Below are 25,658 nucleotides of genomic sequence, written 5' to 3'. Positions count from 1 at the left end.
GCCCGCCGGTCCACCGGTCCGGCTCACTGGCACGGCACGATCTTGTCTAAGATCACTGGTACAGGGTGCCGTCCGGTACCCGGCCTCCGCCACGGGGCCAGCTGCTGCGGCAGGACGGTCGCCACTGTCCTCCGCCGTATCCGTCACCACCCTTTAAGGCCAGACAGCTCACCGCGCCACTCATGGACATATTCTTAAGTATCCTCTCCCTCCTCGGTTTCATCGCCCTCACCGGTTCCACCGGGCTGTTTGTCGCGATTGAGTTCGCGCTCACCGGTCTGGAGCGTTCCACCGTGGACAACCATGTCCGCGACAAGGGTGACCGCAGCGCCCACGCGGTGCAGCGTGACCACCAGCATCTCTCCTTCGTGCTCTCCGGTGCCCAACTGGGTATCACCGTGACCACCCTGGCCACCGGTTTCCTCGCGGAGCCGATCCTGGCGGGTTATTTCACGCCGCTGCTGGAGCTGATCGGGTTGACGGAGCAGGCTTCCGGAGCGGTCGCCCTGGTGCTGGCGCTGATCGTCGCGACGTTTTTGTCGATGGTCTTCGGTGAGCTGGTGCCCAAGAACATGGCCATCACGATGCCGCTGCAGACGGCGCGGGTGGTGGTCCACCCGGTGCATGTCTTCAACATGGTCTTCAAGTGGTTCATCCGCGCGATGAACCGTTCGGCGAACTTCATCGTCCGCAGGCTCGGCATCGAACCGGCCGATGAGCTGGCCTCCGCCCGCTCCAGCCAGGAGCTGGGCAGCCTGGTGCGCAGCTCCGCGGAGCAGGGCGGCCTGGATGTCAACACCGCGCGGGTCATCGACCGTTCCCTGCAGTTCGGTGACGCCACCGCCAATGAGTTCATGACCCCGCGCGCCACGATCTCCTACCTGGGGGTCGACGACACCGTCGATGACCTCATTGCGCGTGCCCTGGAGACCGGCCACTCGCGGTTCCCGGTGGTGCGCGGGGACCTGGATGAGACGGTCGGTGTCGTCCACATCAAGGACGCCTTCTCCGTGCCCCGGGAGGCCCGGTCCACCACCTCCCTGGGGCGGCTGGCGAAGAAGGTGCCGGTCGTGCCGGACACCCTCGACGGGGATGCGGTGCTGGGCACGGTGCGTTCCGCCGGTTCCCAGGTGGTGCTCGTCGCTGACGAGTACGGCGGGACCGCCGGCCTGGTGACCATCGAGGACGTCGTCGAGGAGATCCTCGGTGAGGTCTACGACGAGCACGATGACGCCACCGCGGAGCAGGACTTCCAGAAGTTCGGCTCCTCCTGGGAGGTCTCCGGCCTGGTGCGCATCGATGAGCTCACCGCCCGTGTGGGTTACACCGCCCCCTCCGGTCCCTATGAGACCCTCGGCGGGCTGATCATGACCACCCTCGGCCGGATCCCGAGCGTCAAGGATGTGCTCCTGCTCCCGGAGGCGGACCGTCCGGGCCACGCCGAGTTCGAGTCCGGCATTTCGGGCAGATGGATCGCCCGGGTCACCGTCATGGAGGACCGCCGGGTGGACAAGGTGATCCTCACCCCGGTCACCGATGAGGAAGCACAGGAGTACCAGCCGTGAATGTCTTCGCCACCACCGTCATGGTCGTCGCGCTGCTGGCGGCCAACGCCTTCTTCGTGGCCGCCGAGTTCGCGCTGATCTCCTCGCGCAAGGACCGCATCGAGTCGCTGATCGCGCAGGGCCGCAAAGGGGCCCGCAAGGTCCTCTACGCCACCGAGCACCTGTCGATCATGCTCGCCGGCGCCCAGTTCGGCATCACCATCGCCTCGCTGATCCTGGGCAAGGTCGCGGAACCGGCGATCGCCCATTTCCTCGAGGCCCCTTTCACTGCCCTGGGGGTGCCGGAGAACCTGCTGCACCCCCTGTCGTTCATCATCGCCCTGGCCCTCATCACCTTCCTGCACATCCTCTTCGGTGAGATGGTGCCCAAGAACATCGCCATCGCAGGGCCTGAGACCCTGGCGATGTGGCTGACCCCGGCGATGATCTGGTGGGTGAAGATCACCCGCCCGCTCATCGAGTTCATGAACTGGATCGCGCGCATCACGCTGCGGGCCTTCGGCATCGAGCAGAAGGACGAGCTGGATTCCACCGTGGACCAGGCGCAGCTGGCCTTCATGATCAAGGAGTCCCGCGAGGAGGGGCTTCTCGACGCCGAGGAGACCCTGCGTCTGTCCCAGGCCCTGCGTTCGGAGAAACGTTCCCTCAAGGAGGTCATGATCCCGCTGGGCAAGGTCCGTACCCTGGACTTCGGCCGCCGCGGCCCGACGCTCGGGGATCTGGAGACCGCGGTCGTGGAGACCGGTTTCTCCCGGTTCCCGGTCACCGGCACCGACGGTTCCTACCTCGGTTACATCCACGTCAAGGACGTCCTCGACCGGTTGGCCACCGCCAGCGGTGAGGAGTACATCCCGCGCACCGACCTGCGTCCACTGACCATCGTCGACGGTTCCGGCACCATGGATGAGGCGCTGCGTAAGCTGCACCGCCGTTCCGCGCACATGGCCCAGGTCCGTGACCGCGGCGAACTGATCGGCGTGCTCACCCTGGAGGACCTCATTGAGGAGTATGTCGGCACCGTCAACGACTGGACGCATGAGGATGTCTGAGCTTCTCGACGCCGCCACCTGGCACGCCCGTCTCACCGCCCACCAGCAACGCGCCGACAACCTCACCCGGGACCATCTGGCCCGGCGAAAACGCCAGGAGAAGCACCCGGTCTACGACTTTCTCTTCGAGTACTACCCTGTGCGTGCTTCCCAGCTGCGCCGCTGGCACCCCGGCGTCGGCGTCGACCTGGAAGGGCGGGCCCCGCAGGCGCAGTGGCGCGACTACCTGCTTGCCGACGGCCGCACCACCCTCGACCTGCCCGCCTTCTGGGCCCGCCGCGGAAAGGCCCTGACCTACATCCGGGAGCTGCTGGTGCGCACCAACCTCAACCCCGCGCATTTCGACTGCTTCGGCCTGCACGAGTGGGCCATGGTCTACCGCAGCGGCAACCCGCGCCACGACCTGCCTCTGCGGCTGGGTGCGGCGGGCAGTGACGCGGTCGTCGAGAAGCACCGGATCCGCTGCACCCACTTCGACGCCTACCGCTTCTTCACCCCACCCGCCCGGCCACTCAACCTCACCGTCCTGGAACGTGCCGACCAGCCCGCCAACGACCAGGCCGGCTGCGTCCACGCCACGATGGATCTATACAAATGGGCCGCCAAACTCGGGCCCCTGGTGCCCGGTGAACTCTTCCTCGACTGCTTCGAACTGGCCGTCGACGCCCGGGTGCTCGACATGGAGGCCTCCCCCTACGACTGCCGCGCCCACGGTTTCGGGGTTGTGGCCATCGAGACCCCCGAGGGCAAGGCCGAGTACGTCGAACGCCAACGCGGCCTCGCCGAACGGGGAAAACCGCTGCGTGACCGGCTTGTCTCCCTCATTGACCAGGCGGAGACCACTACACTTCAGGGCTAGTATCCGTCGCGTCAGGAAGGCATGCCTGTGGCCCGTCATCGCAGTGGCAAGAACAACTACGCCGTCTCCGGCACCGTCATCATCGCCGGCGTGGTGGTTCTCGCCCTCATCGCAGCCACCGTGTGGTGGGTCAGCTTCCGCGGCACCACCGAGGAACAGGCCCAGGCCCCCGAGTGCATCCAGGGGGAACTCATCCTGCCGGTCGCCGAGGCCTCCCCCGGCCTGGAGGCGGGACTGATCAACCAGTGGAACGCGACTGAGCCGATTGTCCGCGACCACTGCGTGACCGCCGAGCGGGTCTCCTCTGTCGATGACGCCGCCGTCCTGATCACCCACGACAACCCGGAGGCGGACAGTCAGCTCGGCGAGCGCACCGCCTCCTCCGTGGTCCCGGTCGATATGTGGGCCGGGCAGCTGTGGACCAACGGCGAGGCCGAGCTTGACGGCGTCGACCCGGCCGCCGTGACCTACCCCGTGGCCACCGACCCGGACACGGCTGTTGCCGTGGCCGTGGCCCTCGCCGGTGACCGGGCCCCCGAGCTGATCGCCCGCGACCGGGAGGTCACCGTCGATACCGAGGCGGAGATCCTCGCCGTGGGCCCTGCGGCCGGAATCCACAAGGGCATGGGCACCACCCGCGACGTCGAGGGCGCCGAAGTGGTCATCCTCGCCCATGTCCTCAACCCCGCTGGCGGGATCACCGAGGAACAGACCCGCGCCGCGGCCGAATTCACCCGCTTCCACAACGTCAGCGAGCAGATCCCCGCTGATCTTCCGGACCGCACCGCAGCCTGGGCGGCCGTGACCGCGGACCCCGTCGAGGAGGCCCCCGCGGAGGAGACCGCGGCTCCGGAACCTGAGGCGATCCTGCCCGCCGACACGCTGCTGCTCTTCGACACCTCCGCCGGCACCGCCACGGATTTCGGCGGTGGATCCATCCACTCCGAAACCGCCAACTCCCTGCGCCAGATCGCCCTCGACCTCGGTGGCGGTGGCCGGCAGGTCGCCCTGTGGAACTACTCCTCCCCCATCAACCCCGGCGTGACCCAGGGCTGGCGACGCAACGTCGGCTTCTCCGACGGCACCCGCGCCGCTGAGGCGGTCCTGCGCTTCGGCACCGGCGGGGTCCCCCAGACCCGTTCCGCGCTGGTCGCAGCCGTGGCCACCGCCGCCGACAAATCACGTGAGACCGGAGAGACCACCCGCGTGCTGCTGGTGACCACGGGCACCGAGCAGGACATGGACGACGCCGCCTTCACCGATGCCCTCAACCAGGCCCGGGGCGATGCAGACGTCCGGGTCGAGACCATCCACGTCGGTGGCGGCGGGGTCGACGGGGTGCTGGCGGAGCAGAGCACGCTCACCCACATCACCGACCCGGCCCAGCTCGATGCCGGGTTGCGGGCAGCAGCCGGGCTGTAGGCGTTGACGTAGGTCTGGTCCGTTAGGTCCGGAAAGGTATCTCCCAGGTGGCCGGAGCACCGGCAGTCTGGGCCACCCGCGAGATACGTGGCGGTATCTAGAGCACGGGACCTACCTCATCGTCAGCCCAGCTGCCAGGCCGGGGCGAAGACGTCCATCGACTCCCGGGCCTGCTCAGGGCTGGCACCCTCGAAGTTGATGAGCAGCTCATCCGCCTGCGCGAAAACAGCGAACTTCTCCAGCCAGGCGGCCGCCTGCTCGCCGGTACCCACACCTGCGAAACGCAGCATGAGGCGGGCCCGGGGGCCGTGGCGCTGGGCACGCTTGGCCAGCACCTGATCAAATTTCTCCGCCGCGGCCTGCCCTGTCTCTGCGGCGATGATGTTGACGCCGGCCAGGACATGGGGTTCCGCCAGGTCCTCCGAGGGCCGGAAGTTCTCCCGGTAGTGGGACACCGCCGATTCGAGGTAGTCGGGGGCGAAGTGGGAGGCGAAGGCGTAGGGCAGTCCCAGCTGGGCGGCAAGCGATGCGCCGTACATGGAGGATCCGAGGATGTAGAGCGGAACGTTGGTGCCGGCCCCCGGGATGGCCTGGACCCCGGGGATCTGGGAGGTGCCCTTGAGATAGTGGTCCAGTTCGATGACGTCCTCGGGGAACCTGTCGGAGGCATCGAAGGGGCGTCGTAGGGCGCGGCCGACGGTCTGCCCGTCGGTGCCCGGGGCCCGGCCCAGTCCGAGGTCGATGCGTCCCGGGTACATCTCGGCGAGGGTGCCGTACTGTTCGGCGATGGAATAGGGCGCGTGGTTGGGCAGCATCACCCCACCGGAGCCGAGGCGGATGGTGCTGGTCTGCGCGCCGATGTGCGCGATGAGCAGGGAGGGCACCGAGGAGGCGCGGGCCGGTGCGTTGTGGTGTTCCGCGTACCAGATCCGGGAGAAGCCGAGCTCCTCCGCGCGCTGGGCCAGCCGCGTCGAGGTGCCGATCGCCTCGTGGGCACTCTGCCCGGGGTAGATGGTGGCGAAGTCGATGATGGACAGTGGGAGTGTTTGGGACATGGGTCCAGGCTAGTTCCTGATGTCGGCCACTCCTCCGGCACCCCGCGTCCGGGGCAGATCGTCAAGATTACCGGAAGGAATCACCGCTCAGATGGGCAATGGCCATTGTCCTCGTCCAGGACGATCGGGCTTCTCCCCTTTTTTCTGCCCGTTTAGTCACGGTACGTAACTCTCCCGGACCTGGTGCCTACCGGGAAAAAGACGGACGCCGCCCACCTCCGACCGCACGTGAGCTGGGCGGGGAGGTGGGCGGCGTCGCGGGAACTGAGAGCTAGCTGCTCTTGCGGCTGCGCCGGGCAGCCAGTTCATCTAACCCGATGACGGTGGGATCGGTGACCTCTTCCACCCGCTCGGAGGGGAAGGCGGCGATGGTTCCGGTCAGCTCCTTCATGATTCCGGGCACGGCGATACCGAACACACCCTGGCCACCGCCGAGTAAATCGATGACCTCATCATTGGAGCGGCACTCGTAGACGGTGGTGCCGTCGGAGACCAGGGTGATCTCGGCGATGTCGTTGACGCCGCGGTCGCGGAGCTTCTCCACGGCGAGGCGGATGTTCTGCAGGGAGATGCCGGTGTCCAGCAGACGCTTGACGATCTTCAGCACGAGGATGTCGCGGAAGGAATAGAGTCGCTGGGAACCGGAGCCGCGCGCACCACGGATGGAGGGCACGACCAGTTTGGTGCGTGCCCAGTAGTCAAGCTGGCGGTAGGTGATGCCGGCGACCTGACATGCGATGGGCACACGGTAACCGACCTCCTCCCCTGGACCGAGGTCGAAGAGGGACTCCTGGACGGGTTGATTGTTCGTGCTCACGTAATTACTCCCATGGGGTTTTTAAAGGCGCCTTATGCGCCATTAAAATCCAAGGTTAGACGAACGTCAAGGGGTAGCGCGAAGCCACGCCGAAAACATGAGCTACCTAAACCGTGTCCGGGTCAGTCCTTTTCGGTGTTTTCTCCCTCGTCATCGGGCCCGGAATCGGACTCGGGGTCAGCACCGGCGGGGCCGCCGCCTTCGAAGAAATCCGATTCTGACATGCCGAGTGAACGCATCATCTGCTCGAAGTCGGCGTCCGCCTCTGCGTCCCCGGAGGCGGAGAGTTCCTCGCCGCTGGTGGTGGGGGCGGAATCGAAACGCAGGCCGAAGTATTCCTCGAGCACATCATCGGAGACGAAGAAGGAGGCCTGGTTGAGCACATCCTCCTCCACGTGGATCTCCAGTTCCAGGGCGCGGGCGATGAGCAGCGCGTCGGAGGGGCGGGCGTCGAGCTGCTCACCGTCGGCCAGCACCAGTGAGGCGATGAACACGCCCTCATAGTGGCTGATGATGCTGACGGCGGTGACTCCCCCGGTGCTCCGGTTGAGCAGGTCGAGCAGCAGGTCGATGGTGCCGGGACGGCGCGGGGTGTACCCACCCTGGCGGATGTCCAGTTCAGCGGCGGCCAGCGGTGACATCCAGATCGGGAGGATCCGGTTCTGCTCGGCCCAGCGCAGGAGCACGCAGGTGAACTGTTCCGGTCCGGCGGTGTGCACACCGTGGTATTCAACGGGGATCAGTGTCAAGACAGCTCATCCCGCAGTGCGTTCTTGACCAGGCTCGCGTGCAGGGAGACCACCAGGGCGCTCATCTGCTGCCCCATCTCCTGCGCACGCTGGCGCGCGGTGTCACCGTTGGAGCGGGCGACCGGCCCGGCGACCTGACCGATGAGGTCGGCCTGCCGGCTGGCGGTGTTGCGCAGCGACCGCAGGTGGCGCTCGTCGAAACCGAAGCCTTTGAGCGCCTGGGCGGTGGTGACGATGCGGACGTCGTCGGCGGTGAAGAAGCCGGCGTCGTCGGGTCGGATCAGCCCGGCGTCGAGAAGCACGAGGACATCGTCGACCGAGGCGCCCGCCTGCGCGGCGACATCCGTGTCCGTCAGGCGTGTGGCCGCCGGCGCGCGGAAGCTCTCCGGCGAGACGATCGGCTCGGCCTCGACTGCGGTGAGCAGCGCGGTGACGGAACCGGAGTCCATGGCGTCAAGCTGCTCCCGGATCACCTTGAGCGGCAGATAGTTGTCGCGCTGGGTGAGCAGGATGTAGCGCAGCCGCTTGACATCGTCCCCGGTGAAGCGACGGTAGCCGGAGGCGGTGCGCTGGGGAGTGATGAGCCCCTCGGACTCGAGGAACCGGATCTTGGAGACGGTCACGTCCGGGAACTCGCCACGCAACGCCTCGAGGACCTTACCGATGGACAGTGTCCTCACTGCCCGGGGTGCGCCCCCGGTGGCGCCGTGCACCGAGGTCGGACGGACGTCCGCCGACTTTCGAACAGCACTCACTGTGAATTACTCGCCCGTTCCTAATCCTTCTTCGGACCGGCGAGGAAGACCAGACGGAATTTGCCGATCTGGATCTCATCGCCGGTGGTCAGTACCTGGGAGTTGCGCGGCTCGCGGTTGACGTAGGTGCCGTTGAGGGAACCGACGTCGAAGACCTCGAACTCACCGTCGTTGATGCGGAACTCCGCGTGACGGCGCGAAACCGTGACGTCATCGAGGAAGATGTCCGACTCAGGGTGTCGGCCGGCGGTGGTGATCGCCTGGTCCAGCAGGAAACGTGCGCCGGCGTTGGGGCCGCGCTTGACCACGAGGAGACCTGCACCCTCAGGGAGGTTGTCTGCCCCGGAGGCGGCAGGAGCGGAGCCTGCGCCGGACTCCATTTCCTTGAGAAGATCGGCCCGGAAGACCGAAGTGGTCTCCACCTGGGCCTCAGGAGTACCGGTGTTCTCGCTCATTTTCTAAACCTCCGCTTTTGTCGGAACTGTGACTGTTAGCCATCATAGCGACTGCAACGGCCACATGAGTGCGTCAGTGGCCGGATGTCGCACCCAGGGGGAGCCCCCGGGGTAGGTCGATCAGCGGAATAGATTACCAATTCCGGAGATCACTGAATTACCCGACCCCGCCAGCGGGTTGTCGGAGACCATGTAGGTCCATGTCGCCGAGGGGCGCGCGAGGCCGCCATCGAGCAGGTGGGCGCCGTCCTCGTCGATCTTGATCTCCGCGAAGGTCTCCACCGCCTTATCGACGGCCCGTTGCGCCAGATCCTTGAACTCACGCACCGCGATGCGGTGGTACTCGTCGATGGGGATCTCCCGGGCGATGGCCCGCAGATGGATGGATTCCCGCACGTCATCCATGACGGCCAGGTGCTCGGCCCATTCATCGTCGAGGTGGAAGAGCATGATGTCCCGGGCCGCCTGCACCCGCACCCCCTCATCCAGGTGTGCCAGTTGCGAGGAACGCCACGGGTTGCGCTCGGCGAGCTCCTGCCAGGCCAGGTCCGTGTCCAGCAGACGGGAACGCCGCTCATCGACGGTCACGCGCTGGTCGGCGAGCAGCTGGTTGTACTTCCACGTCTGGGAGTGGATCTCCAGCAGCTGGCCCTCGGTGACGCGCTGGCAGTGGCCGACCCAGTCCCGGATACGCGGTGAATCAATCAGCCCGCTCGGGTCCGGGTGGGCGGTGACGTTGTCGCCCGCCCCACCGGAGACGACGACGTCGTCCTGCAGGGAGACGAAGAACAGTGACAGTCCCGGGTCCCCCTGGCGCCCGGCGCGCCCGCGCAGCTGATTGTCCAGGCGGGCGGTGCGGTGGCGGGCGGTGCCGATGACGGCGAGCCCGCCGAGGGCGGCGACGGCCTCGTGGTCGGCCTGGTCGGCGCCGCCGAGGCGGATGTCGGTGCCGCGGCCGGCCATCTGGGTGGAGACGGTGACCCGGCCGAGGTCGCCGGCCTCGGCGATGATGCGGGCCTCCTCTGCGTGGTTCTTGGCGTTGAGGACGTTGACCTCGATGTTGTGGTCGGCCAGTGCTTCGGCGAGTGCCTCGGATTCCGCGACGTCCTGGGTGCCCACCAGCACCGGTTGGCCGGTGGTGTGGATGCGGGCGATCTCCTCGACGATGGCGCGGTTCTTCTCGGCGAGGGTGGCGTAGATGCGGTCGGCCTCGTCGAAACGCTGCAGTTCCTTGTTGCGGTCGATGACGGAGACGTGCAGGTCGTAGAACTGGCGGAGCTGGTCGGTGGCCTCCACGGCGGTGCCGGTCATGCCGCAGACCATCGGGTAGCGGCGCATGAGTGCCTGGAGTGTGACGGTGTCGAGGATGCGGCCGCCCTCGGTGACGTCGAGGCCTTCCTTGGCCTCCACGGCGGCCTGGAGGCCGTCGGGCCAGCGCTGCAGGTCGGCGACACGGCCGCGGGAGGCGTCGATGAGTGCGACCTTGCCGTCGGCGATGATGTAGTGGATGTCGCGGATGAGCAGGGCCTTGGCGTGCAGGGCGAGGTTGACCTTGACCAGGGTGGTGCCGACGTGTTCGTCGTCGTAGAGCGAATCGATGCCCAGGGCACCTTCGACGCGGTCGGCGCCGGCGTCGGTGAGGAAGACGTTCCGGTGGTCGTCGTCGATGGTGTAGTGCTCGCGTTCGCGCAGGTGACGCACGACGTCGGTGATCTGCCCGGCGGTCTCGAGTCCGGGTTGGCTGCCGGCGAGGACGAGGGGGACGAGGGCTTCGTCGACAAGCACGCTGTCGGCCTCATCGACGAGTGCGACATCGGCCGGTGCCTGCACGGCGTCGGCGCGGCGGGTGATCTGCTGGTCGCGCAGGACGTCGAAACCGATCTCGTTGACCGGTCCGTAGACCACGTCGCAGGCGTAGGCGGTGCGGCGTTGCTCGGGACTGAGTTTCTCGGTCACGGCGGCCACGCTCAGGCCGAAGAACTCGACGAGGGGGCGCATCCATTCGGCGTCGCGCTCGGCGAGGTAGTCGTTGACCGTGATCACGTGCACCCGCTTGCCGGTCAGCGCGAAACCGGTCGCGGCCATTGCGCCGACCAGTGTCTTGCCCTCGCCGGTGGCCATCTGGATGACATCCCCCTCCACCAGGCGCAGCACGGCCTGGGACTGGACCGGGAAGGGGGACAGTCCCAGGGTCCGTTCGGAGGCCACGCACAGCACGCCGAGGAATGCTGCGGGGTCGGAGATGGAGCCCCCGGCGGCGAGCTCGCGCGCGCGGTGGGCGAGGGTGGCGTCATCAAGCTGCGCCATCCCGGATGTCTGTGCGCCGGCGTCTTTGACGATCGCACGGCTGCGCTTCTGATTACGGGTCGATTGAGCCCCCATCGCCCGCCAGAACCAGTCGAATGCCACGGTGAACCTTCCTGTGGGCCTGCAAGTACTGGTCACCACCCTAGTTGAGGGTCATGGCTATTCTTGTTGACATGCATTCTGTGAGCGTGAAAATTCCCTCGGCGCGAGGGACGATGATGGCCGGCACCATCGACTACCCCGATACCCCGCCCATCGCCTATGCGGTATTCGCGCACTGTTTCACCTGCAACCGCTTCGTCCCCGCCGCTTCGCGCGTGTGCAAGACGCTCGCGGAGCACGGGATCGCCGCGCTGCGTTTCGACTTCCCCGGCCTGGGCCAGTCCGAGGGTGATTTCGGCGACACCACGTTCACCACCAACGTCGACGACATCATCGCCGCCAGCCGGTGGCTCGCCGAGAATCACGAGGCGCCGCAGCTGCTCATCGGTCACTCCCTCGGCGGGGCTGCGGCGCTCAAGGCCGCGACCCGCCCGGAGATGTCCGCCATCGCGGCAGTGGCCACCCTCGCCGCCCCCTTCGATCCGGCGCATGCGGTCCTCCACTTCGCCGACCACATCCGCGATGCCGAGGAGGACGGCTCCGTCACCGTCACCCTCGCCGGCCGCGACATCAACATCTCGCGGGAATTCCTCGAGGACCTCGCCGACAACAACCCCGAGATCTACCTGCCCACCCTGCGTAAGCCACTGCTGCTGCTGCACTCCCCCACCGACCAGACCGTCGGGGTGGACAACGCCGGCAAGATCTTCCGCGTCACCCGCTACCCCAAGTCCATGGTGTCGGTGGACCGGGCCGACCACCTGTTCACCCGCGGCACCTCCGCTGTGGATGCCGGGCACACCATCGCCAAGTGGGCGAAGCCCTACCTGCAGCCCGCCTATGCGGCGCCGGCCGTGAACACCGACCAGGTGAAGTCCCAGGTGGCCGCGGGCACAAAGTACGGTGTGGTCCTCAACACCCGCACCGGGGAGCTCAAGACCGATCTGCCGAAGACCAGCGGCGGCAAGGGGCAGGGACACTCCCCCGTCGACCTGCTCATGTCGGCCCTGGCCACCGCCTCCACCCACGCCATCCGCGAGGCCGCCACCGGCATGAAGCTTGACGACGTCGAGGTCTCCATCACCAACGCCTCCCGCAACGTCTTCGAGCGCAAGATCGTCCTGCACGGACAGCTCAACGACGTCCAGCGCCGCCAGCTTCTCGACGCCGCCCGCACCTCCCCCGTCGAGGCCATGCTCGCCGGCGCCAAGATCATGGATGTCCCGGCATGAGCGGCGACTGGGAGGGCCGGCGCTGCCCCTGCAACACCGGCCTGAAATATGAGGAGTGCTGCGGCCGCTACCACGCCGGCGCCATGGCACCCACCGCGGAAACGCTCATGCGTTCCCGCTTCACGGCCTTCGTCGTCCGCGACGCCGAATACCTGATGCGCACCTGGGATCCGGACACCCGCCCCTATGAGCTGACGCTCGTCGACCTGCCCGTGCAGTTCTACCGCCTCGACATCCTCGACGTCTTCGAAGGGGGTCCCTTCGACACCGAGGGCATGGTCGAATTCGAGGCCTTCTACCGCGGCGACCCGCCCGGTTCCCAACGCGAACGGTCCATCTTCAGCCGCATCGACGGAGCCTGGTTCTACACCGCCGGAGACATGGACTGACCAGGCGATTCGACTTAGCGGATCACATTGTTGTAACCTGAACCACGTTGCACTTCGGGTGCGACGGCGGACTGTGGCGCAGCTTGGTAGCGCACTACACTGGGGGTGTAGGGGTCGCAGGTTCAAATCCTGTCAGTCCGACAACCAGACTCAAGGCCAGAAGGTATTCCACCTTCTGGCCTGTTTCATTTTCCGGGCGGGATCTGTGGGAACGGGAAATTTATCTGATCAACTCGGGTCCAGAACGCAGTGATTTTCCGCAGAGTTGATCAGAAGAAGCCGACGTCAAGGCCTGCGATGCGGCAGGCTTTCGGCAAAAATGGGTCCTTATGACCATCACCCCACTCACCCACGCCACCTACGACAAGTTCACCGCAGGCCCGGGCCTGGTGCTGGCCAATTTCTGGTCCACCTCCTGCGGTCCGTGCCTGCGCTTCCGCAGGATCTACCAGGCCGCCGCACGGGAGATCCCGGAGGCCGCATTCGGCGAGGCGGAGGTGGAGATGCAGCAACTGCTCGTCAAGGACCTGGCGGTCACCACCATCCCGACGCTGCTCATCCACCGCGACGGCGAGCTCATCTACCGCGACCCCACTCCCCGGCCGGAGTCCGGCACCTTCAGCACCATCCCGGACGCCCCACGCTCCCTGGACGTGATGTACCGGCAGGAGGAGTTCCTCAACTTCGTCCGTTCCCTGTGAGCATTCGGCGAAACCGTTGCGGTGCTCACACCCGCGTCCTATGGTCGAGATCACAGAGTTAATTTCCCCTGCGAAATCAACCACCACAGGAGTGCCATCATGACCACCACCCCCACGGGCTACACCTACGACCAGAAACTGCCCGATTCCCCCGTCACCGAGGAACAGCTCCAGAAGCTGCTCACCGACGTCATGTGGTCGGAAGCCGATGTCCCGGCCATCCGGCGCGCCGGGGAGATCCTCACGCCGCGTGTCACCGAGCTCATGGACGTCTGGTACAAATTCATCGGCTCCACCTCCCACCTGGTGGCCGTGTTCGCCGGTCCGGACGGCGAACCGGATGATGCCTACCTGGCTGCGGTGCGCGGCCGTTTCGAGCGCTGGGTGGTGGATCTGTGCACCCGGGATTTCGACGGGCAGTGGCTGGCCTACCAGGAGGAGATCGCGCTGCGGCACCACACGTCGAAGAAGAATAAGACCGATGATGTGGACTCACCAGCCGACCATGTGCCGATGAGCCACATCTTCGGGCTCGTCGTGCCGGTCACCCTCTCGGTGCGCCGCTTCCTGGAGGAGGGCGCCACCGAGGGGGACGATGTCGAGGCCATGCACCAGGCGTGGTTCAAGGCCGTGACGGTCTCCCTGGTGCTGTGGACCCGCCCCTACGCCGGTGAGCTCTGGTAGAGCCCCTCAACTCAGGAGCGTCTTGTCGGACAGGGTCGCGCCCTTGATCCGGCTGAACTCGCCCAGCAGGTCCCGGACGGTCAGCTGCGACTTCGTGGCGGCATCCGCCTCGTAGACGATCCGGCCCTCGTGCATGAGGATCAGGCGGTTGCCCAACCGGAGGGCCTGCTCCATGTTGTGGGTGACCATGAGGGTGGTCAGCCTGCCCTCGGAGACGATCTTCTCGGTCAGGCCGGTCACCAGCTCGGCCCGCTGGGGGTCAAGTGCGGCGGTGTGCTCGTCGAGAAGCATGATCCGCGGGTTGGTGAAACCAGCCATGAGCAGTGACAGTGCCTGGCGCTGCCCACCGGAGAGCAGCCCGACCCTGGCGGACAGGCGGTTCTCCAGTCCGAGTTCCAGGGTGGCGAGCTTCTCCACGAACTCTTCCCGGCGCCTACGGGTCAGGCTCGGCCCGATGCCCCGGAACCTGCCGCGCATGAGCGCCAGGGAGAGGTTCTCCTCGATGGTGAGGTGGGGAGCTGTGCCCGCCAACGGGTCCTGGAAGACCCGGCCCACGAAACGTGCCCGGCGGTGCTCGCGGAGGCGGTTGACGCGGCGGCCGTCGATAAGCACGTTGCCGGTGTCCACGGACAACCTGCCGGCGACGATGTTGAGCAGGGTGGACTTGCCCGCGCCGTTGGAGCCGATGACGGTGACGAAATCACCCTGGGCCATGGTCAGGTTGAGGCTGTCCAGCGCCACGCGCTCGTTGACGGTGCCGGGGAAGAAGGTCTTGGACACATTCTCGATTCTCAGCATGTCCCTACTCCGATCCGGCCGTGGTCAGCGCCGCAGCGGCAACTGCGCCCGCCGCGATCCCGGTGGCCGCCGGGGCAACGCCGCGCCGGTTGAGGTACCAGCGTTTGACCCGCTGCCACAGCTCCTTGAAGCGCGGCACCAGCAGCGCCACGATGACCAGCAGCGCGGTGATCAGCTTCATGTCGTTGGGGTCGAGGCCGACCTGCAGCGCCAGGAAGATGATGATGCGGTAGAGCACGGCACCGACGATGACGGCGAAGACCGCCACCCACAGCCAGCGCTGGCCCAGGATCGCCTGGCCCATGATCACCGAGGCCAGACCCACCAGGATCAGGCCGATGCCCATGGAGATGTCCGCGAAGCCCTGGTACTGGCCGACCAGGGCCCCGCACATGCCCACGAAACCGTTGGACAGCGACAGCGTGAGGATCTTGGTGTAGTCGGTGGACACGCCGAAGGAGGTGATCATCGGCCCGTTGTCACCGGTGGCCCGCAGCGAGAGGCCGAGGTTGGTGGTGAGGAACCACACCACGAGCAGCCCCAGGGCGGCGACCATGACAGCCAGCATGCCGGCGCCGGCCCAGGTGCCCAGGACGCCGGCCTCCCGCATGGGGGTGAACACGGTCTCCTGGCGCAGCAGGGGGATGTTCGCCCCGCCCATGATCCGCAGGTTGATCGACCACAGGGCGATCATCGTGAGGATGCCGGCCAGCAGGCCGTCGATCCGGCCCTTGGTGTGCAGCAGACCGGTGACGCCACCGGCGATGAAGCCGGTGACGAAGCCGGCCAGGGTGGCCCACACCGGGTCCCAGCCACGGAGGATGCCCACCGCGGCGGTGGCGGCCCCGGTGGTGAAGCTGCCGTCGACCGTCAGATCCGGGAAGTTGAGGACCCGGAACGTCAGGAAGACGCCCAGGGCCATCACCCCGTAGATGAGGCCGACCTCGACGGCGCCGATCATACGGTTTCGGCCTCGTCGAGGATCGCCTGCGGGATGGTCACGCCCTGGCGCTCGGCGGCCTCCTCGTTGATGACGTAGGTGAACTCGGTGGCCTTCTCCACCGGCATGGTGGCGGTGTCCTCGCCGTCGCGGAGCACGCGCAGGGCCATCTCACCGGTCTGGCGGCCCAGCTCGGTGTAGTCGATGCCCAGGGTGGCCACGGCGCCACCCTCGACGGTGCCGGACTCCGCGCCGATCACCGGGATCTGCTTCTGCTCGGCGACCTGGATCAGGGAGGCGATGCCGGAGACGACCATGTTGTCGGTGGGCACGTAGATGGCGTCGACGTCGCCGAGGGCCTCCACGGCCTGCTGGATGTCGTTGGCGGTGGTCACGGTCTGGGTGACGATCTCCAGGTCACGCGGGCCGGCGGCCTCCCGGGCGGCCTCCACCTGCACCTGGGAGTTGACCTCACCGGAGGCGTAGACGATGCCCACGGTGCGGGCGTCCGGCACGAGTTCCTTGAGCAGGTCGAGCTGATCCTCAATGGGGGCGACGTCAGAGGTGCCGGTGACGTTGCCGCCCGGGTTCTCCTCGGAGTCGACCAGCTCAGCGGAGACCGGGTCGGTCACGGCGGTGAACAGCACCGGGATGTCGGTGATGTTCTGGGCGGTGGCCTGCGCCGCGGGGGTGGCCACGGCCAGCACCATGTCCAGGTCCTTGCCGGCGAACTGCTGGGCGATGGTCAGTGCGGTGGACTGCTCACCGTTGGCGTTCTGCTCGTCGAAGCTGACGTCGACACCGGCCTCCTCGAAGGCCTCCTTGAAGCCGGCGGTGGCGGCGTCGAGTGCCGGGTGCTGGACGAGCTGGTTGATGCCGACGGCGTAGGCGTCATCCCCCGTGGCATCCGAGGTGGAGTCGGAGTCGGAGGTGCACGCGGTCAGAAAGAGCGCGGCGGCGGTGAGACCGGCCAGTACCTTGGTGCGTGAGGAGAACATGAGTGGTTCCTTCCTGGACCCTGTGTGATCTGTTACGCATTTCAATGTACTTGCACAGCCCATCACACAGGCGATGACCCGCCTCAGACGGTGCCGGACCCCGCCTCCCGCACCACCAGACAACCCGGCTCAATGGTCACGGTGAAGGCGGAGACCTCCCCCACCACATCCCCGTCGACCTCGAAGACCTCCGGTCGGTCCAGGCGGACCTCCAGTCGGGTGCCCGTGGCATAGCGCAGCAGCTCCGAATCCGTGGGGGTACCCGGCCCCGCCCGGCGCGCCAGGCGGCGGAGGCTGTGGCGGGCGAGTTCTCCCGCGATCTGCAGCCAGCCGGGCAGTCCGCGGGGGCGGAGACTGACGACGTCGAAGTGGCCGTCGTCGGCGGCGGCCTCAGGCAGCAGTGGGATGCGGCCGACGAGTTCGCCGCAGTTGCCCACGATGAGGGAGTGGACGCGGGTGCGGCGTGCCCGACCGCCGTCGAGGCGCCAGGTGAGCCGGACGCGGCGGCCGCCGGCCAGCGATTTGGCGATGCCGACGATGTAGGCCAGGACGCGGGCGCGTTTTTTCAGGTCGTCATCGGTGTTGATGATCATGCCGGCGTCGATGCCGATGCCGGCCATGACGAGGAAGTCGAGTTCCTCGGATTCGCCGTCGGGGCGGGTGAGCAGGGCGGTGCAGACGTCGATGGGCCGGTCGTGGCCGGTGAAGGCGGTGTCGATGGCTGTGGGGAGGTCGAGTGGGAGCCGGAGGTTGCGGGCGAGCAGGTTGCCGGTGCCCAGCGGCAGGATGCCGAGTGCTGTCCCGGTGCCGCGCAGGGCGGCGGCCACGGCCCGGACGGTGCCGTCGCCGCCGGCGGCGAGCACGAGGGTGTGGCCGTCGGCCACGGCCTGCTGGGCGGGGCCGAAGCCGGGGTCGTTCCCGGAGGTCTCCAGCAGGAGGGGTGTCTGCCAGCCGTGCCTGGTGGCGGCGGTGGTCACCAGGTGTTCCAGGTCGGAGACCGCGATCTTGGTGGGGTTGTGGATGACGGCAACGCGGGGGCTGCGACCGGTGTCGTGGGGGCTCATGTGCGCCCAAACTACACCGTGGCCGGATCACATACCGAAGAAGTTGCGGACCTCGGAGGTCGCACCCTCGGGCCAGACATGGGTGCCGCCGCCGATGCGGAGGTGGACGACGGGCAGGCGGCAGCCCAGCCAGTGCTGTTCGACGATCTCCGGGCTGTTGCGGGTCAGGGCCACGCCGTCGCAGCGGTTGCGCTCGGCGAAGTCGTCGAGGACCTCCTGGACGGGTTCGTAGTCGGTGCCGTGGCGGCGGCCGCCGTTGTAGTAGATGACGTCGTCGTGGGTGCCGTGGATGTCCAGCATGGCGACGGGGCGTTCGCTGCAGTCCTGGTGGATGGTCTCGTAGTAGGCGGCGCCGACGGGGGCGACGGCGTGGAAGGTCTCGGGCATGTGGCAGCTGAGGTAGGCGGCGAATCCGCCGCCGTTGGAGAAGCCGGTGGCGAAGATGCGGTTGCGGTCGACGGGGAAGGTGGACACGACCTCGTCGAGCAGGGTCTGCACGAAGGCGAGGTCCTCCTTCCCGGCGGTCTCCGCGTAGGGGGCCGGGGCCCAGGCCTTGTCGACGCCGTCGGGGTAGATGACGATGGCGGGGGCCTCGTCGAGCCCGGTGTTCGCGGCCAGTTCCTCGGCGGTCTCCTCCCAGCCGTGGAAGGCGAAGATCACCGGCCACTGCCGGCCGCGGTAGAAACCGTCGGGGGTGGACAGCCGGAAGTGGCGTTCCCGGTCGTTGACGGTCAGGGTGCCGCGGGTGGTCTTCTGCGGGGCCCCGGCGCGCGGTGCCACCGTCCCCTCCCCCGCAGGTTGTTTCCCGGTGGGGATGGTGCACCCGGTGAGCAGCGTCGACGCCGCCAGCAGGGCGGTCAGTGCGGCTCTCACACCCGCCCCCTGGACCAGGCCGACCACAGTTCGGTGTAGCGTCCGCCGCGGGCGACGAGCTCCTCGTGGGTGCCGTGTTCCACGACCTTGCCCTCCGCCATGACCAGGACCTGGTCCGCGCGGGCGGCCTGGTCGAGGCGGTGGGCGACGACAAGTGCCGCGCGGTCGCGGGTGACCTCCTCTGCGGCGGCCTCGAGGTTGCCCGCACCGACGGAGCCGGATTCGGCCGTGGCCTCGTCCATGACCACCACCCTGGGGTCGAGCAGAAGGATGCGTGCCAGGGCCAGCTGCTGGGCGGCCACGGGGTCGAGCTGGTGGCCGCGGGCACCGACCTCGGTGTCCAGCCCCTCGGGGAGTTCGTCGAACCAGTCGGCACGCACCCGGGCGAGTGCCTCGAGGAGTTCGGCGTCGGTGGCCTCCGGGCGGGCGAGGGTGAGGTCCTCGCGCAGGGTGCCGGAGAAGACGTGGACGTCCTGGGAGATCATGGCCAGCCGGGCCACGCGTTCGGCATCGGAGAGGGAGGAGACCTCCACCCCGTCGATGCGCACGGTGCCCTCGTCGGGCACGCGCAACCCGGCGAGCAGGGCGGCGACGGTGGTCTTGCCGGCACCCGAGGCACCCACCAGGGCCACGGTCTCGCCGGGCCGGATGTCCAGGGAGACATCGCGCACCGCCCAGCCGGAGCCGTAACTGAAGCTGACGTTGTCCATGACCACGCGGCCGACCTTGGCCGGCGCCCCGGTATCGGGGACGGGCGCCGGCGGGTCGGCGACCACGCCGACGATACGTGTCAGGGAGGCATAACCGGACTGGACCATGTCGAGCACCCGCATGATCATCATCAGCGGGCCACGCAGACGGATGAGCATCAGCGCGGCACCGGTGACCGCCCCGACGCTGAGCGCGCCCGTGGTGGCCAGGCGGTAGCCGACCAGCAGGGCGACGGAGAGCATGATGAATTCGGTGACCACGATCCACATCTGCAGGACCATCATGGTCATGCGTGCCCGGACGCCCTTGTCCACCACATCCGTGGAGGAGGCGTCGATACTGCGGTGCATCTGCTCCTCCATACGGTAGGCGCGCACCGTCGCCCGGCCGCGGATGGCCTCCAGCACACGGCGGGCGCGTTCGGCCATGGCCGCCCGCTCCCCGGCGTAGCGCTCCGGGGCGACCTTGAGGTAGGCGCGGGCAGCGAGGAAGTAGATGGGGGCGACGACCAGCGGCACCAGCAGGAACTGCCAGTCGAGGCTGAACAGGGCGATGGTGGTCGCCGCGATCATGAACACCGAGCTGGCCAGGATCGGCAGGGTCTCGGTGACGGCGGTGGACAGCTCGGCCACGTCATCGGTGGAACGGGAGACCAGGTCACCGGTGCCGGCATCCTCCACGCGGTGGACGGGCAGCCCGAGGGCCGTGCCGACCATGTCATCGCGCAGGTTCGCGATGACCCGCTCACTGATCCGCGAGAGCAGGTAGAAACCGGTCGCCGAGAGTACGGCGGCGGTCAGGGCCGCCACCACCAGCAGCAGCCCGGTGGTGGGCAGGTCCCCGCCGTCGAGGACGATGTCGACGATCCGGCCCAGCAGGATCGGGACCAGTACATTCGCACCTGAGCCCAGGCTCAGCAGTGCGATCGCCGCCCAGAACCGGGGTGCCGCGCCGGGGACCGCGCTGATCTGGCGGGCCACCTCACGACGGACCTGGCCGAGGTCCGCGAGGGGGAAACGCAGTTCACTCACAGGACAATCTCCTCGGATGCGTCCAGCACGCGGTCGGCGACGGCGAGCCAGGCGGGGGCGCTGGTGTAAACGAGCGTGACCCGGTTGCGGCGCAGGTCGGCGACGCGGCCGGCGATGGCCTGCTCGGTCACGGAATCCACTGCGGTGGTCGGTTCCTGGAGGATGAGCACCTCCGCGTCGGTGGCCAGGGCACGGGCCAGGGCCACGCGCTGGCGTTGACCACCCGAGAGATTGCGACCGTTCTCGCCGACCTCCCGGTCGGGGCCGCCGGGGATGTCCTCGGCGCTGGCGCTGTGCAGTGCCGCGCAGGCGACGTCGCGGTCGGGGTGGATGTTGTCGATGACGCGGCCGTCGAAAAGATCCGCCGAGTAGGGGGCGACGACCACGCGGTGGCGCGGCAGGAGCACCAGGTCGTCCGGGGCGCGGTCGGTGACCACGGTGAGGCCGGCGGGCAGCTCGGGGACCTCGGTGTGTTCCTCGGGCAGGGCCGGGCCGGCGCCGAGGATCTCCACGATGCGTTTGCCGGAGGCCTGGGCCGCCGCCCAGCGGGAGGCGATGTTCTTGCCCAGCATGGTCATCGGCTGGATGATGAACTGGGTCAGGCCGACGACGGTGATCAGTTCACCGACGCTGATCTGCCCGGTGACGGCGAGTGCGCCCGCCGCCACGCCCACGCCGATGACGTAGACGGCGCCGGTGGATTCGGTGACGGCGTTGAGGCGGGCCTGGGCGGCGTTGGCCTCCACGGTGCGGTGGTAGGCCTCGTCGGAGACCGCCGCGTAGCGGCCGCGGACGGTGTTGACTGCGCCGAGGCCCTTGAGGATGCGCAGCCCCTGCACCACGTCGGTGGCCATCGCGGCGGTCCGGGCCAGGGCACGCTGCCGCCGGGTGGAGCGCCTGCGCAGCGGGATGGAGGCCTGCAACGCCATCCACACCACCAGCGGGCCGCCGATGAGTACCGAGATCCCCAGCCACGGGTTGATCGAGAGCATGACCACGCCGACGTAGATGACGGAGACGATCTCGGCGACGGGGAAGACCGTCATCATCACCGCATCGGAGACACGCTGGGTGTCGGAGGAGGCGATCGACAACAGCTCACCGGCGGTGCGCGGCCGGCCCGCCATCCCGCGCGGCTCCTGGATCCGGTCGGTCACCGCCATGCGCAGGTGGTGGCCGATGAGCAGGGCGGAACGGATGAGCAGGAGGCGGGCGAACCAGCTGGTCACGGCATTGAGGACGAATACGGAGGCGAGCACCCCGAGCCACAGCAGCAGGCGCTGGAGGTCGCCCGGCGCGATGGCCTCGTCGATGGCCCGGCCGATGATCAGCGGGGTCAGGCCGTTGCACAGGAAGGCGACGGACATGAGGACCGCTGCGGCCCCGGTGTGCCGCCACCTGGAGAAGACGGTCCGGAGCAACCACCGCGGGTCATCCGCCGCCGGAATTCGTGACATGATGGGTATCCTAACTGAACCCGATTTCCCAGCCAGGCACCCATGACCTCCTCCCCCACCTTCCGTCCCGCCTCCGGGAAGGACACCCCCGGTTTCACCGACGATTCCCACCGGCAGCGCTCCGCGTGGGCTTTCCGGACCGGGGCGCAGACCTACGATGATGTCCGCCCAGGTTATCCGCCGGAGGTGGTCGGTCTGCTCGCCGGTCACCGGGTGGTCGCTGATCTGGGTGCCGGGACGGGCAAGCTGACGGCCGCGCTGGTGGGTGCGGGCCATGAGGTTCTGGCCGGTGATCCCAGCCCGGACATGGTGCGGGTCCTGCATGAGCGGTTGCCTCAGGTGCCGGTGTGGCGGGCGACGGCTGAGGCGACCTCGCTTGCCGACGCCGCCGTGGACGCCGTCACCTGCGCGCAGACGTGGCACTGGGTCGACGCGGCCGCGGCCTGTACGGAGCTGGACCGGGTGGTGCGCCCGGGTGGCCGGGTGGTGCTGGTGTGGAACAACCTCGATGTCGCTCATCCCTGGGTGCTGCGCCTGACGCGCATCATGCACTCGGGTGATGTGCAGCGTCCGGGTTTCGTCCCGGAGGTGCACGCGCCGTGGTCGGTCACCGGGGAGCTGCGCACGGGCTGGGTCCAGCACCTGCGCACCGGACAGGTCCATGATCTGATGGCCTCGCGTTCCTACTGGCTGCGCTCGGATGAGAAGGTCCGGGCGCGGATGACCCGCAACCTCAACTGGTACCTGCATGAGCGGTTGGGTTTCCAGGAGGGTGAGCTGCTGGCCATCCCCTACCGCACGGATGCCTTCATCCTGGAGCGCTGAGGGGTATCAGGGGGCGGTATCAGAGGCCGAAGCGTTCCCCGCCGCGGTGGAAGGTGTCGTAGCGGTGGCCGGTGAGGCGGAAGCCGTCGCCGGTCTCCTCGCTGAGGCAGGCGAGGGAGCCCTCCGCGGGGCTCAGGCAGGTGACGGTGCCCAGGCGGATCATCTCGCCGGGAGCCAGGCGCTGCGCCGGCACGCCGGCCGTCTGTCCCGGGGCTGCTGCCCCGATATCGGCGGAGAATTCCCCGTTGTGGTGCTGCTGCTCGTCGAAGACGATGAGTGCGGACTCCTCCTGCGACGTCGCCGCGGAGACGCATTCCCCGGAGGTGCCGGAGCCGGTGACCCGGATGCGGCATTCGGTGACGCCGTCGGAGGAGGCGAAGGCGTGCCCGTCCTGACCCGGCAGCCGGAAACGCCCGGCGGGCACCTCCGTGTACTCGAGCTGCGTCACCGTTTCAGTGACGGAGGTGGAGCCGGAGGGGGTGACCAGCTGGGCGTTGTCGGTCGGGTCGGTCGGGGTGGCGCAGCCGACGAGCAGCAGTCCCGCGGTGAGCAGGGCCGTGGCACGACGTACCACGGGGACGCTACTTCCGGGTGCGACGTTCGCGCACGCGCACCGCGATACGGACGGGGGAACCGTGGAAGCCGAACCGCTCGCGGAACTTGCGCTCCAGGTAGCGGCGGTAACCGGCATCGAGGAAACCGGTGGTGAACAGGACGATCACCGGCGGACGTGTCGAGGCCTGGGTGGCGAAGAGCACGCGCGGCAGACGGCCGGCCTTCATCGGCGGAGGGTTCGCGGCAATCGCCTCACGCAGCCAGTTGTTGAGCTGGCCGGTGGAGATGCGCCGGTCCCAGCTCTCCAGGGCCTGGAGCATGGCCGGTTCGAGGCGCTGCAGGGCGCGGCCGGTCTGGGCGGAGACGTTGATGCGGGTCACCCACGGCAGGTGGTTGAGCTGCTGGTCGATCTCCCGGTCGAGGTCGTAGCGGCGGTCCTCGTCCATGAGGTCCCACTTGTTGAAGGCGATGACCAGGGCCTTGCCCGATTCCAGCACCATGTTCAGGACGCGCTGGTCCTGCTCGGAGATGGGTTCGGCGGCGTCGATGAGCATGACGCAGACCTCGGCGGCGTCGATGGCCGCGTGGGTGCGCAGGGAGGCGTAGTACTCATGGCCCTGGGCCGTGCGGACCTTCTTGCGCAGGCCGGCGGTGTCGACGAACTTCCACAGCTTCTGGTCGAGCTGGACAAGCGAGTCGACGGGGTCGACGGTGGTGCCCGGCACGTTGTCGACGACCGAGCGTTCCTCCCTGGCCACCTTGTTCAGCAGCGAGGACTTGCCCACGTTGGGCTTGCCCACGAGTGCGACGCGGCGTGGGCCCTCGACGATGGAGGATTTGCGCGGGGTCTCGGGGAATTTCGCCAGGACCTCGTCGAGGACGTCGGCGCCGCCGCGGCCGTGGAGTGCGGAGACCGGCCACGGGTCCCCCAGGCCCAGGGCGTAGAACTCGGCCATGTCGGCGTAGAGGCTGTCGGAGTCGAATTTGTTGGCCACGAGCAGGACCGGGACCTCGGCCTTCTGCAGGCGCTTGGCCATGACGGAATCGGTCTCGGTGATACCGACCTTGGTGTCGACGACCATGACGATGACGTCGGCGGTCTCCATGGCGACCTCGGCCTGGCGGGCGATGGCGGCGTGGATGCCCTTGACGTTGGGGTCCCAGCCGCCGGTGTCCTGCACCAGGTAGCGGCGGCCGTTCCACTCGGCGAGGTAGGAGATGCGGTCGCGGGTGACGCCGGGGAAGTCCTCGACGACGGCCTCACGGCGGCCGAGGAAGCGGTTGACCAGGGTTGACTTGCCCACGTTGGGGCGGCCGACGATGGCGACGGTGCACAGTTCCTCCTCGAGGTGCTCCTGGGTCTCAAAGCCCAGGCTCTCCTCGAGGTCGGCCCACTGTTCCTCGGTCATCTCGTCGAAGTTGAAGTCCGCGGGGTCGAAGTCCTCCGGGGCCCAGCCGTCACCGGGGGCGGGTTCCTCCTCCTCGATGAAGACGCCCTCGGCGTCCATCTCGCCGCCGCCGGGGGTGTGGAAGACGAATTCGGTCTCGTTCTCGTCGGGGCCGGGGGTGTTCTGCTCGGTCATCGGGAGGACTCCTTCACTAGCTCGATGAGGTTCTCGAGCACCTGGTCGAGGGTCATCTCGGAGGTGTCGATGATGGTGGCGTCCTCGGCGGGACGCAGGGGCGAGGTGTCACGGGAAGAGTCCATCTCGTCACGGCGGATGACATCGGCCAGCACGGTGCCGAAATCGGCCTCGCGGCCGGCGGAGCGGTCCTGCTGGTAGCGGCGGCGGGCGCGGACCTCCGCGGAGGCGGTGAGGTAGGCCTTGGCGGGGGCGTCGGCAAGCACGACGGTGCCGATGTCGCGGCCCTCGACGATGGCGCGGTGTGCCTCGGTGGCCAGGCGGCGCTGCAGGGCGACGAGGTTCTCGCGCACCTCCGGCACGGCGGAGACCGCGGAGACGTTGCGGGTGACCTCGGGGCCCCGGATCTCCCCGGCGACGTTCTCCCCGGCGAGCAGCACCTCGGTGGAATCGGGGTCGTTGTTCACACCCAGCGGCAGGTCGCGGGTGGCCTCAATGACCTTGTTGACGTCCGTCGGGTCCACGCCCGCGCGCAGCACAGCGAGGGTGGCCACGCGGTACATGGCACCGGTGTCGATGTAGCAGGCGTCCAGGCGCTTGGCCAGGGCGCGGCAGGTGGTGGACTTGCCGGTGCCGGAGGGGCCGTCCACCGCCAGGATCAACCCGCCTCCCGGCATGTTGG

Annotated in this window: 25 protein-coding genes and 1 tRNA gene; 10 read left to right on the top strand and 16 right to left on the bottom strand. The window is 68.1% G+C overall.

Annotated elements, in window-relative coordinates:
- Positions 1-182 precede the first annotated feature (182 nt).
- The 4 genes from NYP18_RS07170 to NYP18_RS07155 are packed head-to-tail and all read left to right on the top strand — an operon-like array spanning position 183 to position 4,895.
- Positions 183-1,565, top strand: a complete 1,383-nt coding sequence (locus NYP18_RS07170; RefSeq protein ID WP_259427493.1) for a hemolysin family protein — start codon at positions 183-185, stop codon at positions 1,563-1,565.
- Positions 1,566-1,585: 20 nt separating this feature from the next.
- Positions 1,586-2,614: a hemolysin family protein gene (locus tag NYP18_RS07165; protein ID WP_304503700.1), complete on the top strand. Its 1,029-nt coding sequence runs from the start codon at positions 1,586-1,588 to the stop codon at positions 2,612-2,614.
- Positions 2,601-3,473 (top strand): 3-methyladenine DNA glycosylase, encoded by an 873-nt coding sequence (locus NYP18_RS07160; protein ID WP_259427491.1) that lies wholly within the window; start codon positions 2,601-2,603, stop codon positions 3,471-3,473. The genes NYP18_RS07165 and NYP18_RS07160 overlap by 14 nt, the downstream gene beginning before the upstream one ends.
- A 27-nt stretch (positions 3,474-3,500) precedes the next feature.
- A complete protein-coding gene (locus NYP18_RS07155) occupies positions 3,501-4,895 on the top strand; it encodes a hypothetical protein (protein WP_259427490.1) in 1,395 nt (464 codons plus the stop codon).
- A 122-nt stretch (positions 4,896-5,017) separates the two neighbouring features.
- Here the strand turns inward: NYP18_RS07155 and NYP18_RS07150 are convergent, their stop codons facing one another.
- The 6 genes from NYP18_RS07150 to secA2 all read right to left on the bottom strand — a co-directional run bounded on the left by NYP18_RS07150 (position 5,018) and on the right by secA2 (position 11,135).
- On the bottom strand, positions 5,018-5,950 hold the full coding sequence (locus NYP18_RS07150; RefSeq protein ID WP_259427489.1) for an LLM class flavin-dependent oxidoreductase: 933 nt from the start codon (positions 5,948-5,950) through the stop codon (positions 5,018-5,020).
- Positions 5,951-6,221: 271 nt separating this feature from the next.
- On the bottom strand, positions 6,222-6,767 hold the full coding sequence (locus NYP18_RS07145) for a MerR family transcriptional regulator (protein ID WP_126120633.1): 546 nt from the start codon (positions 6,765-6,767) through the stop codon (positions 6,222-6,224).
- Between the two features lie 122 nt (positions 6,768-6,889).
- Complete coding sequence (locus tag NYP18_RS07140) at positions 6,890-7,516, bottom strand: bifunctional nuclease family protein (RefSeq protein WP_259427488.1); 627 nt, start codon at positions 7,514-7,516, stop codon at positions 6,890-6,892.
- A complete protein-coding gene (gene ftsR / locus NYP18_RS07135; RefSeq protein WP_439648064.1) occupies positions 7,513-8,271 on the bottom strand; it encodes a transcriptional regulator FtsR in 759 nt (252 codons plus the stop codon). The genes NYP18_RS07140 and ftsR overlap by 4 nt, the downstream gene beginning before the upstream one ends.
- Positions 8,272-8,291: 20 nt before the next feature.
- A complete protein-coding gene (gene odhI / locus NYP18_RS07130) occupies positions 8,292-8,726 on the bottom strand; it encodes an oxoglutarate dehydrogenase inhibitor Odhl (protein ID WP_259427487.1) in 435 nt (144 codons plus the stop codon).
- 120 nt (positions 8,727-8,846) lie between these two features.
- Entirely contained in the window at positions 8,847-11,135 is a 2,289-nt protein-coding gene (gene secA2, locus NYP18_RS07125) for an accessory Sec system translocase SecA2 (RefSeq protein WP_259427486.1), read from the bottom strand.
- Between the two features lie 71 nt (positions 11,136-11,206).
- Between secA2 and NYP18_RS07120 the strand changes: the two genes are divergently transcribed.
- From NYP18_RS07120 to NYP18_RS07100, 5 genes are all read left to right on the top strand, one after another.
- Positions 11,207-12,367 carry a bifunctional alpha/beta hydrolase/OsmC family protein gene (locus tag NYP18_RS07120; RefSeq protein ID WP_259427485.1) on the top strand — a complete coding sequence of 387 codons (1,161 nt, stop codon included), beginning with the start codon at positions 11,207-11,209 and terminating at the stop codon, positions 12,365-12,367.
- Positions 12,364-12,756 (top strand): YchJ family protein, encoded by a 393-nt coding sequence (locus NYP18_RS07115; protein WP_259427484.1) that lies wholly within the window; start codon positions 12,364-12,366, stop codon positions 12,754-12,756. The genes NYP18_RS07120 and NYP18_RS07115 overlap by 4 nt, the downstream gene beginning before the upstream one ends.
- Before the next feature lie 67 nt (positions 12,757-12,823).
- Positions 12,824-12,897, top strand: a tRNA-Pro gene (locus NYP18_RS07110).
- Between the two features lie 188 nt (positions 12,898-13,085).
- The gene (locus NYP18_RS07105) at positions 13,086-13,457 is read left to right on the top strand and encodes a thioredoxin family protein (RefSeq protein WP_259427483.1); all 372 of its coding nucleotides are present in this window, start codon (positions 13,086-13,088) and stop codon (positions 13,455-13,457) included.
- Positions 13,458-13,556: 99 nt separating this feature from the next.
- Positions 13,557-14,141, top strand: a complete 585-nt coding sequence (locus NYP18_RS07100; protein WP_259427482.1) for a protoglobin domain-containing protein — start codon at positions 13,557-13,559, stop codon at positions 14,139-14,141.
- Between the two features lie 6 nt (positions 14,142-14,147).
- Here the strand turns inward: NYP18_RS07100 and NYP18_RS07095 are convergent, their stop codons facing one another.
- The 7 genes from NYP18_RS07095 to NYP18_RS07065 form a co-directional block, all read right to left on the bottom strand.
- The gene (locus NYP18_RS07095; protein ID WP_259427481.1) at positions 14,148-14,939 is read right to left on the bottom strand and encodes an ABC transporter ATP-binding protein; all 792 of its coding nucleotides are present in this window, start codon (positions 14,937-14,939) and stop codon (positions 14,148-14,150) included.
- 4 nt (positions 14,940-14,943) lie between these two features.
- Positions 14,944-15,900 (bottom strand): ABC transporter permease, encoded by a 957-nt coding sequence (locus NYP18_RS07090; protein ID WP_259427480.1) that lies wholly within the window; start codon positions 15,898-15,900, stop codon positions 14,944-14,946.
- On the bottom strand, positions 15,897-16,877 hold the full coding sequence (locus tag NYP18_RS07085) for an ABC transporter substrate-binding protein (RefSeq protein WP_259427479.1): 981 nt from the start codon (positions 16,875-16,877) through the stop codon (positions 15,897-15,899). Before NYP18_RS07085 ends, NYP18_RS07090 begins: the two co-directional genes overlap by 4 nt.
- An 83-nt stretch (positions 16,878-16,960) precedes the next feature.
- Positions 16,961-17,941, bottom strand: coding sequence for a diacylglycerol/lipid kinase family protein (locus tag NYP18_RS07080; protein WP_259427477.1), 981 nt, complete (start codon positions 17,939-17,941; stop codon positions 16,961-16,963).
- A 27-nt stretch (positions 17,942-17,968) separates the two neighbouring features.
- Positions 17,969-18,814, bottom strand: coding sequence for a CE1 family esterase (locus NYP18_RS07075; RefSeq protein WP_259427476.1), 846 nt, complete (start codon positions 18,812-18,814; stop codon positions 17,969-17,971).
- The gene (locus tag NYP18_RS07070; RefSeq protein WP_259427651.1) at positions 18,811-20,547 is read right to left on the bottom strand and encodes an ABC transporter ATP-binding protein; all 1,737 of its coding nucleotides are present in this window, start codon (positions 20,545-20,547) and stop codon (positions 18,811-18,813) included. The genes NYP18_RS07075 and NYP18_RS07070 overlap by 4 nt, the downstream gene beginning before the upstream one ends.
- Before the next feature lie 5 nt (positions 20,548-20,552).
- Positions 20,553-22,013, bottom strand: coding sequence for an ABC transporter transmembrane domain-containing protein (locus NYP18_RS07065; protein ID WP_259427475.1), 1,461 nt, complete (start codon positions 22,011-22,013; stop codon positions 20,553-20,555).
- A gap of 42 nt (positions 22,014-22,055) precedes the next feature.
- Here NYP18_RS07065 and NYP18_RS07060 point away from each other — a divergent pair, with 42 nt between their 5' ends.
- A complete protein-coding gene (locus NYP18_RS07060) occupies positions 22,056-22,838 on the top strand; it encodes a class I SAM-dependent methyltransferase (protein ID WP_259427474.1) in 783 nt (260 codons plus the stop codon).
- Between the two features lie 19 nt (positions 22,839-22,857).
- On the opposite strand, the gene NYP18_RS07055 is transcribed toward NYP18_RS07060, so the two are convergent.
- Genes NYP18_RS07055 through cmk form a run of 3 tightly spaced genes read right to left on the bottom strand, consistent with a single transcriptional unit; the run spans position 22,858 to position 25,653 of the window.
- On the bottom strand, positions 22,858-23,412 hold the full coding sequence (locus NYP18_RS07055; RefSeq protein ID WP_259427473.1) for a hypothetical protein: 555 nt from the start codon (positions 23,410-23,412) through the stop codon (positions 22,858-22,860).
- 7 nt (positions 23,413-23,419) lie between these two features.
- Positions 23,420-24,976, bottom strand: coding sequence for a ribosome biogenesis GTPase Der (gene der / locus NYP18_RS07050; protein WP_259427472.1), 1,557 nt, complete (start codon positions 24,974-24,976; stop codon positions 23,420-23,422).
- Positions 24,973-25,653, bottom strand: coding sequence for a (d)CMP kinase (gene cmk / locus NYP18_RS07045; protein WP_259427650.1), 681 nt, complete (start codon positions 25,651-25,653; stop codon positions 24,973-24,975). The genes der and cmk overlap by 4 nt, the downstream gene beginning before the upstream one ends.
- Positions 25,654-25,658: the final 5 nt, after the last annotated feature.

The organism is Corynebacterium lemuris, from assembly GCF_024919295.1.
In the GTDB taxonomy this organism is placed as follows: Bacteria; Actinomycetota; Actinomycetes; order Mycobacteriales; family Mycobacteriaceae; genus Corynebacterium; species Corynebacterium lemuris.
This window is presented reverse-complemented; position numbering and strand designations above follow the sequence as displayed.

Excerpts from the sequence above, each read along its gene's own strand:
- NYP18_RS07105 (WP_259427483.1), top strand. The coding sequence starts at position 13,086 with ATGACCATCACCCCACTCACCCACGCCACCTACGACAAGTTCACCGCA.
- NYP18_RS07120 (WP_259427485.1), top strand. The coding sequence starts at position 11,207 with ATGCATTCTGTGAGCGTGAAAATTCCCTCGGCGCGAGGGACGATGATG.
- NYP18_RS07115 (WP_259427484.1), top strand. The coding sequence starts at position 12,364 with ATGAGCGGCGACTGGGAGGGCCGGCGCTGCCCCTGCAACACCGGCCTG.
- NYP18_RS07160 (WP_259427491.1), top strand. The coding sequence starts at position 2,601 with ATGAGGATGTCTGAGCTTCTCGACGCCGCCACCTGGCACGCCCGTCTC.
- NYP18_RS07065 (WP_259427475.1), bottom strand. The coding sequence starts at position 22,013 with ATGTCACGAATTCCGGCGGCGGATGACCCGCGGTGGTTGCTCCGGACC.
- cmk (WP_259427650.1), bottom strand. The coding sequence starts at position 25,653 with ATGCCGGGAGGCGGGTTGATCCTGGCGGTGGACGGCCCCTCCGGCACC.
- NYP18_RS07085 (WP_259427479.1), bottom strand. The coding sequence starts at position 16,877 with ATGTTCTCCTCACGCACCAAGGTACTGGCCGGTCTCACCGCCGCCGCG.
- NYP18_RS07090 (WP_259427480.1), bottom strand. The coding sequence starts at position 15,900 with ATGATCGGCGCCGTCGAGGTCGGCCTCATCTACGGGGTGATGGCCCTG.
- NYP18_RS07165 (WP_304503700.1), top strand. The coding sequence starts at position 1,586 with ATGGTCGTCGCGCTGCTGGCGGCCAACGCCTTCTTCGTGGCCGCCGAG.
- NYP18_RS07095 (WP_259427481.1), bottom strand. The coding sequence starts at position 14,939 with ATGCTGAGAATCGAGAATGTGTCCAAGACCTTCTTCCCCGGCACCGTC.
- NYP18_RS07150 (WP_259427489.1), bottom strand. The coding sequence starts at position 5,950 with ATGTCCCAAACACTCCCACTGTCCATCATCGACTTCGCCACCATCTAC.
- NYP18_RS07060 (WP_259427474.1), top strand. The coding sequence starts at position 22,056 with ATGACCTCCTCCCCCACCTTCCGTCCCGCCTCCGGGAAGGACACCCCC.
- odhI (WP_259427487.1), bottom strand. The coding sequence starts at position 8,726 with ATGAGCGAGAACACCGGTACTCCTGAGGCCCAGGTGGAGACCACTTCG.
- der (WP_259427472.1), bottom strand. The coding sequence starts at position 24,976 with ATGACCGAGCAGAACACCCCCGGCCCCGACGAGAACGAGACCGAATTC.
- NYP18_RS07100 (WP_259427482.1), top strand. The coding sequence starts at position 13,557 with ATGACCACCACCCCCACGGGCTACACCTACGACCAGAAACTGCCCGAT.
- NYP18_RS07170 (WP_259427493.1), top strand. The coding sequence starts at position 183 with ATGGACATATTCTTAAGTATCCTCTCCCTCCTCGGTTTCATCGCCCTC.
- NYP18_RS07080 (WP_259427477.1), bottom strand. The coding sequence starts at position 17,941 with ATGAGCCCCCACGACACCGGTCGCAGCCCCCGCGTTGCCGTCATCCAC.